Source organism: Kitasatospora sp. NPDC034533, assembly GCF_055575155.1.
This window is the reverse complement of the sequence record NZ_JBVITE010000004.1, coordinates 114582-124856: the sequence shown is the minus strand read 5'-3', so window position 1 is coordinate 124856 and position 10275 is coordinate 114582. Positions and strand designations below refer to the sequence as shown.

Annotated in this window: 8 protein-coding genes and 1 pseudogene; 5 read left to right on the top strand and 4 right to left on the bottom strand. The window is 71.7% G+C overall.

Annotation, left to right across the window (positions count from 1 at the left end):
• Positions 1–83 precede the first annotated feature (83 nt).
• Positions 84–1073 carry a LacI family DNA-binding transcriptional regulator gene (locus ACZ55U_RS04815; RefSeq protein ID WP_465522617.1) on the bottom strand — a complete coding sequence of 330 codons (990 nt, stop codon included), beginning with the start codon at positions 1071–1073 and terminating at the stop codon, positions 84–86.
• Positions 1074–1408: 335 nt separating this feature from the next.
• Here ACZ55U_RS04815 and chvE point away from each other — a divergent pair.
• The 5 genes and pseudogenes from chvE to ACZ55U_RS04790 all read left to right on the top strand — a co-directional run bounded on the left by chvE (position 1409) and on the right by ACZ55U_RS04790 (position 7978).
• Positions 1409–2499 (top strand): annotated as a pseudogene (gene chvE, locus ACZ55U_RS04810) (multiple monosaccharide ABC transporter substrate-binding protein).
• 113 nt (positions 2500–2612) lie between these two features.
• Positions 2613–4160 (top strand): multiple monosaccharide ABC transporter ATP-binding protein, encoded by a 1548-nt coding sequence (mmsA, locus tag ACZ55U_RS04805; protein ID WP_465522451.1) that lies wholly within the window; start codon positions 2613–2615, stop codon positions 4158–4160.
• Between the two features lie 3 nt (positions 4161–4163).
• Positions 4164–5399 (top strand): multiple monosaccharide ABC transporter permease, encoded by a 1236-nt coding sequence (gene mmsB, locus ACZ55U_RS04800; RefSeq protein WP_465522449.1) that lies wholly within the window; start codon positions 4164–4166, stop codon positions 5397–5399.
• Positions 5400–5654: 255 nt separating this feature from the next.
• Complete coding sequence (gene argG / locus ACZ55U_RS04795) at positions 5655–7067, top strand: argininosuccinate synthase (RefSeq protein ID WP_465522447.1); 1413 nt, start codon at positions 5655–5657, stop codon at positions 7065–7067.
• Between the two features lie 242 nt (positions 7068–7309).
• Entirely contained in the window at positions 7310–7978 is a 669-nt protein-coding gene (locus tag ACZ55U_RS04790) for a GAP family protein (protein ID WP_465522445.1), read from the top strand.
• 99 nt (positions 7979–8077) lie between these two features.
• On the opposite strand, the gene ACZ55U_RS04785 is transcribed toward ACZ55U_RS04790, so the two are convergent.
• The 3 genes from ACZ55U_RS04785 to ACZ55U_RS04775 form a co-directional block, all read right to left on the bottom strand.
• Entirely contained in the window at positions 8078–8902 is an 825-nt protein-coding gene (locus tag ACZ55U_RS04785) for a hypothetical protein (RefSeq protein ID WP_465522443.1), read from the bottom strand.
• The gene (locus ACZ55U_RS04780) at positions 8899–9471 is read right to left on the bottom strand and encodes an RNA polymerase sigma factor (protein WP_465522441.1); all 573 of its coding nucleotides are present in this window, start codon (positions 9469–9471) and stop codon (positions 8899–8901) included. The genes ACZ55U_RS04785 and ACZ55U_RS04780 overlap by 4 nt, the downstream gene beginning before the upstream one ends.
• Before the next feature lie 325 nt (positions 9472–9796).
• Positions 9797–10270 (bottom strand): MarR family winged helix-turn-helix transcriptional regulator, encoded by a 474-nt coding sequence (locus tag ACZ55U_RS04775; protein ID WP_465522439.1) that lies wholly within the window; start codon positions 10268–10270, stop codon positions 9797–9799.
• Positions 10271–10275: the final 5 nt, after the last annotated feature.

Sequence of the window (10275 nt, the reverse complement as noted above, 5' to 3'; positions counted from 1 at the left end):
TCGTCCCGCAAGCCCCGACACCGGGGAGTGACTTGTGTTTTTCCTTTGTGTTGTCTTCCCCCCCCCCCCCCCCCCGACCCCGCTCAGCGGCGGCTGACGGGGCCCACGCTGCGCCGCAGCACCATCTCCGGCGCGATCTGCACATGGGTCCGGGAGCTCCCCGCGCCCCCCAGCTCTCCGACCAGCAACTCCAGTGCCCTGCGGCCGAGTTCGCCGAAGTCCTGCCGCACCGTGGTCAGCGGCGGGCTGAAGTAGGCGGCCTCCGGGATGTCGTCGAAACCGACCACGCTGATGTCGCCCGGGACGGACCGGCCGGCCTCGTGCAGCGCGCGCAGCAGGCCGAGGGCCATGTGGTCGTTGGCGCAGAAGACGGCGGTGACGTCCCGCAGTTCGGCGATCCGCAGCCCCGCCTGGTAGCCCGAGCGGGCGCTCCAGTCGCCGCGCTCCACGTGCGGCACGACGACTCCGGCCGCCTCCAGCGTACGGCGCCAGCCGTCCTCCCGGTCCTGGCTCTCCAGCCAGTTGGCCGGCCCGGCCAGGTGATGGACGGTGCGGTGCCCCAGGTCGAGCAGGTGCCGGGTGGCCGACTCGGCGCCGGAGCGGTTGCCCACCGACACCATGGGCACCCGGACCTGGTCTCCCGAGCCGACCGCGACGAGCGGCACCGAGGTGGAGATCCGGGCCACCGCGCTGACGGCCGAGGTCTGCGGGGCGATCACGACGACGCCCTCCACGCCCTGGTCGCGCAGCCGGTCGACCGCCTCCTGGACCGAACGGCCGTCCAGGGAGCGCAGACTGGTCACGCTCACGAAGTACCCGGCGCTGCGCGCGGCCTGCTCGATGCCCTCCAGCATCGCCGCGGGCCCGTAGAGCGTCGAGTCGAAGCTGACCACGCCGAGCGTCTGCGACCGGCGGGTGACCAGGGCGCGCGCGGCGGAGTTGGGCCGGTAGTCGAGCTCCCGGATCGCGGCCAGCACCCGCTCGCGGGTGCCCGGCCGCACGTGCGGGGCTCCGTTGAGCACGCGGGAGACCGTCTGGTGGGACACTCCGGCCAGTTTCGCCACGTCCGCCATCACGGGCTGGCGCTGTTCCGTCTCCGTACCGTCGGTTCCCACTCGCAGTTCCCTCCTCGGTTTGGACCACAGTACGCGACCGGTTCCACACCAGGTCCCGGCCCCCGCGATCCGGCGGCGGCCGAGCCCCCGGGCGCGGCCGCCCGTCAGGTACCGAACCGTGATCCAAAGGTCTCTTGACGGTTCTAGTGTGAGCGTTAACACTCATGTGACGCCAGGCCGAGCCCCCTGCTCCCCCCACCCGGGAAACCGCTCCGGCCGGCCCCCGCTCGACCGCTCCCAGCCGCCCACCAGGGGTGCGCTGTGCCCGGTCGCGGATCATCACTGGAGGAACTGTGCGGAAGATTTCGGCGGGCCTCGTCGCCGCGGGCCTGGTGCTCTCGCTGGCGGCGTGCGGACAGAGCGCCAACGGTGTCGGCGACGGCCCCGCCAAGGGCGGTGCCAAGGGCGGCCTGGTCGGCATCGCGATGCCGACCAAGTCGTCGGAACGCTGGATCAACGACGGCAACAACATGGTCAAGGAGTTCCAGGCCAAGGGCTACAAGACCGACCTGCAGTACGGCGACGACGTGGTGGAGAACCAGGTCTCCCAGGTGGAGAACATGATCACCAAGGGCGCCAAGCTCCTGGTGATCGCCGCCATCGACGGCTCGTCCCTCACCAACGTGCTGCAGAAGGCCGCCGACGCCCACATCCCGGTGATCTCCTACGACCGGCTGATCCGCGGCACGGCCAACGTCGACTACTACGCGACCTTCGACAACGAGAAGGTCGGGGTCCTCCAGGGCAGCTACATCGTCGACAAGCTCGGCCTCAAGGACGGCAAGGGCCCGTTCAACATCGAGCTGTTCGCCGGCTCGCCGGACGACAACAACGCCACCTTCTTCTTCAACGGCGCGATGAGCGTCCTCAAGCCGTACATCGACCAGAAGAAGCTGGTCGTGCAGAGCGGCCAGACCGAGTTCAACCAGATCGCCACGCTGCGCTGGAACGGCGGCAACGCCCAGTCCGGGATGGACAACCTGCTGAGCAAGGCCTACACCTCCGCCCACGTCGACGCCGTGCTCTCGCCGTCCGACGGCATCTCGATCGGCATCCTCTCCTCGCTCAAGAGCGTCGGCTACGGCACCGCCAAGTCGCTGCCGATCGTCACGGGCCAGGACGCCGACCTGGCCTCCGTGAAGTCGATCATCGCGGGCGAGCCCAGACCGTCTACAAGGACACCCGGCAACTCTCCAAGGTCGCCGTCCAGATGGGCGACGCGCTGCTGACCGGCGGCAAGCCCGAGGTCAACGACACCACCCAGTACGACAACGGCGTGAAGGTCGTCCCGGCGCAGCTGCTCCAGCCGGTCAACGTCGACAAGGAGAACTACCAGAAGGTCCTGGTCGACAGCGGCCAGTTCACCGCGGACCAGCTCAAGTAGCCCACGGGGCCCGGTCGACGGGCCCCGCGCCGAACCGGCGGTGCGCGGCCCGGGCTCCACGGAGCCCGGGGCCTCCCCACCGCACCGCCCCGAACGAATACGGACGCACACCCATGGCTGGACCCGTTCTCGAAATGCGGTCGATCAGCAAGTCGTTCCCCGGCGTCAAGGCGCTCTCCGAGGTCAACCTGACCGTCGCCGCCGGCGAGGTGCACGCCATCTGCGGCGAGAACGGCGCCGGCAAGTCCACCCTGATGAAGGTGCTGAGCGGGGTCCACCCGCACGGCTCCTACGAGGGCGAGATCCTCTTCGAGGGCGAGCCCTGCCGGTTCAGGGACATCCGGGCCAGCGAGCAGCGCGGCATCGTCATCATCCACCAGGAACTGGCGCTGGTGCCGTACCTGTCCGTCGCCGAGAACGTCTTCCTCGGCAACGAGCACGCCTCCCGCGGCATCATCAGCTGGCACCGCACGCTCACCCACGCCGCCGAACTGCTGCGCCAGGTCGGCCTCGACGAGAACCCGCACACCCGGATCGCCGACCTCGGCGTGGGCAAGCAGCAGCTGGTCGAGATCGCCAAGGCGCTGGCCAAGAAGGTCAGGCTGCTCATCCTGGACGAGCCGACCGCCGCGCTGAACGACGAGGACAGCCGCAAGCTGCTGGACCTGATCCTCGAACTCAAGGCGCAGGGCATCTCCTGCATCATCATCTCGCACAAGCTGAACGAGATCGCCCGGGTCGCGGACGCCGTGACCATCCTGCGCGACGGTCGGACCATCGAGACCATCGCGATCGGCCCCGAGGGCATCTCCGAGGACCGGATCATCCGCGGCATGGTCGGCCGCGACCTGGAGCACCGCTACCCCGAGCGCAGCCCCGACCTCGGCGAGGTCGCCTTCGAGATCGAGGACTGGAGCGTCCGGCACCCGATCGACCAGCAGCGCACAGTGGTGGACGGCGCCTCGCTGAACGTGCGGCGCGGCGAGATCGTCGGCATCGCCGGCCTGATGGGCGCCGGCCGCACCGAGCTGGCGATGAGCGTCTTCGGCCGCTCGTACGGCCGGTGGGCCTCCGGCCGGGTGCGGCTGCACGGCCGCGAGATCCGCACCCGGACGGTGCCCGAGGCGATCGGCCACGGCATCGCGTACGTCACCGAGGACCGCAAGCACCTCGGCCTCAACCTCATCGACGACATCAGCCGGAACATCTCGCTGAGCGCGCTGCACAAGGTCGCCCGCAAGGGCCGGGTGGACCGGCACCAGGAGGCCCGGGTCGCCGAGGGCTTCCGGCGCACCATGAACATCAAGGCCCCGACGGTGTTCACCCGGACCGGCACGCTCAGCGGCGGCAACCAGCAGAAGGTCGTCCTCAGCAAGTGGATCTTCACCGAGCCGGAGGTGCTGATCCTCGACGAGCCCACCCGCGGCATCGACATCGGCGCCAAGGCGGAGATCTACACCGTCATCGCCGAGCTGGCCGCCGAGGGCAAGGCGGTGCTCGTCATCTCGTCCGAACTCCCCGAACTCCTGGGCATGTGCGACCGGATCTACACCATGGCCGAAGGCCGGATCACCGGCGAGGTCGCCCGTGCCCACGCCACCCAGGAATCCCTCATGCGGCTCATGACCACGAGCGCCGCATCCAGCAACGAGCAGGTGTGAGGCATGGCCCAGACCGAGATCATCCAGGATTCGTCCCCGCGGGCAGCGCAGGACGGCCCCAGTCCCTCCCTCGGCGCCGTGCTGGCCCGCGCGCTGCGCGGCAACGTGCGCCAGTACGGCATGCTGGTCGCGCTCGCGCTGATCGTGCTGCTGTTCCAGGTCTGGACGGACGGCATCCTGCTCCAGCCGCTCAACATCACCAACCTGATCCAGCAGAACGGCTACATCCTGATCCTGGCGATCGGGATGATGATCGTCATCATCGCCGGGCACATCGACCTCTCGGTGGGCTCGCTGGCCGCCTTCATCGGGGCCGCCGCCGCGGTGATGATGGTCAAGCACGACCTGCCGTGGCCGGTGGCCGTGCTGGCCGCCCTGATCATCGGCGCCCTCGCCGGCGCCTGGCAGGGCTTCTGGATCGCCTACCTCGGCATCCCGTCCTTCATCGTCACCCTCGCGGGCATGCTGCTGTTCCGCGGGGGCACCCAGATCCTGCTCCAGGGCCAGTCGGTGGCGCCGTTCCCCAAGGGCTTCCAGAGCATCAGCAGCGGCTTCCTCCCCGAGGTCGGGCCGCACACCGACTACCACAACCTCACCCTGCTGCTGGGCCTCGCGGTGCTGGCCGTCGCGGTCGTCCAGGAGGTGCGCGGCCGGCGGCAGACCGTCTCGTACGGGCTGGAGCCGCTCCCGCTCCCGCTGTTCCTGACCAAGCTCGCCGTGATCACCGCGGCCGTGGTGGTCTTCACCCTGCTGCTGGCCAGCTACCACGGCGTGCCGATCGTGCTGCTGATCCTCGGCGCGCTGCTGGTCGGCTTCGGCTACCTGATGCGCAACTCGATCATCGGGCGGCACACCTACGCCATCGGCGGCAACGAGGCGGCGGCCGAGCTGTCCGGGGTGAAGAGCAAGCGGGTCGTCTTCCTCGCCTTCACCAACATGGGCGTGCTCGCGGCGCTGGCCGGGCTGGTCTTCGCCGCGCGGCTCAACGCCGGCACCCCGCAGGCCGGCATCAACTTCGAGCTGGAGGCGATCGCCGCCGCCTTCATCGGCGGTGCCTCGGCCAGCGGCGGCGTGGGCACCGTGCTCGGCGCCATCATCGGCGGCCTGGTGCTCGGCGTGCTCAACAACGGCATGTCGCTGGTCGGCGTCGGCACCGACTACCAGCAGGTGATCAAGGGCCTGGTGCTGCTCGTGGCCGTCGGCTTCGACGTCTACAACAAGCGCCGGGCCGGTTCCTGACCCCGGGACCGCCCCGGATCCACCGGTCGCCCCCGGCCGTCCGCCCTCGGACGGCCGGGGGCGAGCCGCGTCCGGAAGAGGTCCGGAAGAAGAAGCACCCGGCTGCCGCGCGGCCCTCGCGACCATCCGAGATTCCGTATGCCCTTGCATTGCTCTGCAAATCTATGCCAGAGTTCAGGCATCGGATCGATTACGCCGAATCCCGTCACACGTCGCTAGATCAGGGGCCCGCTCGCGCGGGTCAAGGGTGCATCCATGTCGAAGGTCTTGAGCAAGCTTCCGGTCGGTGAACGGATCGGCATCGCATTCTCCGGCGGGTTGGACACGTCCGTCGCCGTCGCGTGGATGCGCGAGCACGGTGCCTTCCCCTACGCCTACACGGCCGACATCGGCCAGTACGACGAGCCGAACCTCGCCGACGTCCCGGCCCGGGGCCGTGCGTACGGCGCCGAGCAGGCCCGGCTGGTCGACTGCCGGGCCGCCCTGGTGGAGGAGGGCCTGGCCGCCCTCGCCTGCGGTGCCTTCCACATCCGCTCCGCCGGCCAGACGTACTTCAACACCACCCCGCTCGGCCGCGCCGTGACCGGGACCCTGCTGGTGCGTGCCATGCAGGAGGACGGCGTCTCCATCTGGGGCGACGGCTCCACCTACAAGGGCAACGACATCGAGCGGTTCTACCGCTACGGCCTGCTCGCCAACCCGAACCTGCGGATCTACAAGCCCTGGCTGGACCAGGCGTTCGTCGACCAGCTCGGCGGCCGCAAGGAGATGTCCGAGTGGCTGGCCGAGCGGGACCTCCCGTACCGGGACTCCGCCGAGAAGGCCTACTCCACCGACGCCAACATCTGGGGCGCCACGCACGAGGCCAAGCGGCTGGAGTACCTGGACGCCTCCCTGGAGATCGTCAGCCCGATCATGGGCGTGGCCTTCTGGGACCCCGAGGTCGAGATCCAGACCGAGGACGTCACCGTCGAGTTCGAGTTCGGCCGCCCGGTCCGGATCAACGGCCGGGAGTTCGCCAGCGCCGTCGACCTGGTCCACGAGGCCAACACCATCGGCGGGCGGCACGGTCTGGGCATGTCGGACCAGATCGAGAACCGCATCATCGAGGCCAAGAGCCGCGGCATCTACGAGGCCCCCGGCATGGCGCTGCTGCACATCGCCTACGAGCGGCTGCTCAACGCCATCCACAACGAGGACACCATCGCCACGTACCACACCCAGGGCCGGCGGCTCGGCCGGCTGCTCTACGAGGGCCGCTGGTTCGACCCGCAGTCGCTGATGCTCCGGGACAGCATCCAGCGCTGGATCGGCCACCCGGTCACCGGCAGCGTCACCCTGCGGCTGCGGCGCGGCCAGGACTACTCGGTCATCGACACCCAGGGCCCCAACTTCAGCTACCACCCTGAGAAGCTGTCGATGGAGCGCAGCGTGGACGCCGCGTTCGTCCCGGACGACCGCATCGGCCAGCTGACCATGCGCAACCTCGACATCGCCGACTCGCGCAGCAAGCTGGAGCAGTACGCGGTGCACGGCCAGCTGGCGCCGTGGAGCGGCCTGATCGGCGAGCTCGCCCCGGGCGGTGCCGCCCCCATCGCGGCCGGCACCGGTGACGAGGAGGACCCCACCGCCCTCGACCACGCGGCGATCGAGTCCGGCACGGACTGACGCCTCCTGCCCGCCGAGGGCCGTCGCACCCCCGTGGTGAGACGGCCCTCCGCCGTTCCTCTCCCCGCCGTCGCCGGCACCGTCGCGGCTCTCGCCGTCGCCGTTCTCACCACCGCCGCTCGCACCCGTCCCGTGGAGCCTTCCCCCGCCCTCACCCGGACGGCGGAACAGGCCGCGCGGCGTCCGTCCTCCGGTAGCTGAATGGCGGACGGCGCGCGGCGACGGGGAAGGCAGGTCCGGGGATGGGTGAGACGGTCGGCCCGATGCTGGCCTCGGCGGCGGCGGTCGCGCTCAGTCCACTGCCGCTGATCGCCGTGCTCCTGGTCCTCGCCTCACCGCGCGGCCGGACCAACGGCGCCGCCTTCACGCTCGGCTGGGTGCTCGGCCTGGCCGCGGTGGTGAGCACCGTCGTGGCGGTCGGCGGCGCGCTGAGCCCCGTCCGCACCACGCCGACCCGGCTGTCCTGGCTGAAGCTCGTCCTCGGCGCCCTGCTCCTGCTGCTGGCCGCCCGGCAGTGGCGGGAGCGCCCGCGGCCCGGCCGGGTCACCGCGCCGCCGACCTGGCTGCTCTCGATCGACCGGCTGACCGCCGTCCGGTCCGCCGGGCTCGCCGCCGCCCTGGTCGTGACCCACCCGAAGACCCTCGTCCCGGCCGTCGGCGGGGCCGCATCGATCGCAGCGGTCCCCACCGGCGCCGGGGCCAAGGCGACGGCCGCCGCCGCGCTGGTACTGCTCGGTTCGCTGGGCACCCTGCTGCCCCTCGCGGTCCACCTCCGGGGCAGCGACCGCGCGCGGCGCGCCCTCGGCGAATGGCGGGCCTGGACGGCCGCGCACCAAGCGGCCATCATGGTCGCCGTCCCCCTGCTGCTCGGCGCGGACTACCTGGGCGCCGCCGTCTCCGGCCTCACCTGAGCACCCCCGCACGCACGCAAGCGAGCGGCGCCGGACCGCACCACCGCCTCCCGGCCCGCCCGCGGCCCGCCTCGCGCACCCCCGACCCGCCTCGCTCCGTCACCGGATCCGCACCACCCCCCGCCCCCGGACCGCCCGGACCCCGAGCCTTCCCGGCAACGCCCTGGGCCGCGACGCCACCGATTCCCTCACCGTCAGCAGGATCTCGCCGTCATAGCGCTCCGCCAGCACCCGGGCCAGCTCCGCCGCACCGCCCGGCCGGACCTCCGGCGCCAGCTCCGGCAGCCGTTCCGGGGCGCTGAGGTCCTGGGCCTGGGCGGCCCAGCGGGCCGCGTCACGCCGCTCGCCCTCGGCCGTGTAGTGCACCGCCAGGCAGTGCACGGCCAGCTGGTCCCCGTACTGGGCCGCTATCCGCCACCAGAAGACGCCGTCCGCCGTCCGGCCCATTCCGTACAGCAGGCAGCCGAGGGTGCGGAAGGCCGTCTTCTCGGCAAGCTCCAGGTCCAGGGCCAGTTCCCCGGGCTCCGCCGCGCCCGCCACCCCGGCGCACAGGTGCCGCAGGTCGCGCCGCAGCTCCGCCCGCTCCCCGGCCCACCGGGGCTGCCCGGGGGCCGGCCCCGGAGCGGAACCCGCTCCGGGACCGGATCCGGCGGCACCCACCGCCGTCCCGAGCCCCGAGCCCGCCGCGGCGCCCGTCCCCGAGCTCGGCCCCGAGCTCGGCCCCGAGCTCGGCCCCGAGGCCGGGGCGTGCGGCGGCCGGGCAGCGGCGGGTGGCCGGGCCGGGCGTTCGCGCACGGCCGGGGCCGCGCGGCGGGCTGCGGCGAGCCGCTCGGCCAGCCGGCGCGTGAAGTCCACCGGATCGTGGTCGTCGAACTCCCGCTCCAGCTCGACGGCGTGCGCACGCAGCAGGTCCACGACCCTCATGTCCGCGCCCCACCGTCGTCGGGGTGCTCCAGCAGGTACTCCAGGTGGCGGCGGCCGAGGCTGTAGTAGGTGCGGGCGGTGGTGTGCGCGATGCCGAGGGACCGTCCGATGTCGTGGTAGGACAGCCCGGCCTGGCGCAGCCGGACCACGTCGGCCTGGATCGGCGCGGCCCGGGCGAGTTCCTCCATCGCCCAGTCCAGGGCGTCCAGTTCGGCGAGCTCGTTGAGCTCGTCCTGGCTGGTGTCCGGTCGGCGCTGGGCGATCACCCGCAGGCGCTTGCGTTCGGTGCGGCGGCGCTCCCGCAGCACGTCCACCACGGCATCCTTGACGATCTTGAACGCGAAGGCCTTCGGATCGGGGCTGGCCAGGGCCCGGTGCCAGTTCTTGTAGAGCGTGGCGCCCGCGTTCTGGACGGCGTCCTGGGCGTCCTCCCGGTGCCCCAGCCGCTGCTGGGCGTAGCGGAGGTAGCCGGAGTTCTCGCGGGTGAAGAAGGCCTCGAAGTCGTTCGGCAGGCCGCCGAGCGGATCGGCCCTCAGGCTCCGCTCCTCGCCCGGCCCGGGAGTTCTCACGCGGGCCCCCCTTTCGTGGGTCAGCTGGCCGGCCCACCGGGTGGCACGCCGACGGCCCCTTGGGGGCTCGTGGTGTAACCGTCCGGGAGAGGCGGGATGTCGACCGGATCGGGCGGACAATCGGCGAACGTTTCCGTTCACTTTCGAACAGCACCGCTGACCTGCCGGTTCACCCGCACGGACCAGGCCCCGCCGACCGTAATGTGATCCAGATCACATTCCGTCACGAAGCCACTTGACAAGCCCCGCCGCACCCCACCCGCATCCGCACGGGCGCCCACCCACACCCACCCCCGCTGGACGCCCCAGCGACCCCGCCCCGCCCCTACGGCGCCGGCTCGACCTCCGCGGCGTCCAGCGCGACGGTCACCCGGTCCAGCAGCCCGCGCAACGCGGCCAGGTCCTCGACCGGCAGTCCGGCCGCGGCGAGGAGCCGCCGCGGCACCTGCCCGGCCCGCTCACGCAGGGCGTCCCCCTCGGCGGTGAGCCGGACTGTGACCGACCGCTCGTCCTCCGGGCTCCGCTCCCGGCGCACCAGCCCGGCAGCCTCCAGTCGCTTGAGCAGCGGCGAGAGCGTCCCGGAGTCCAGCCGCAGCCGCTCGCCGATCCGCTTGACGGGCAGCTCGCCGTCCTCCCACAGCACCAGCATGACCAGATACTGCGGGTAGGTCAGCCCGAGGTCCCGCAGCAGCACCCGGTACACCCCGCCGAAGGCACGGGAGGCCGCGTTGAGCGAGAAGCAGATCTGCTGGTCGAGACGGAGGAGTTCCTCGTCCGCCATGCCGGAGGGGGTGGTCATGGACC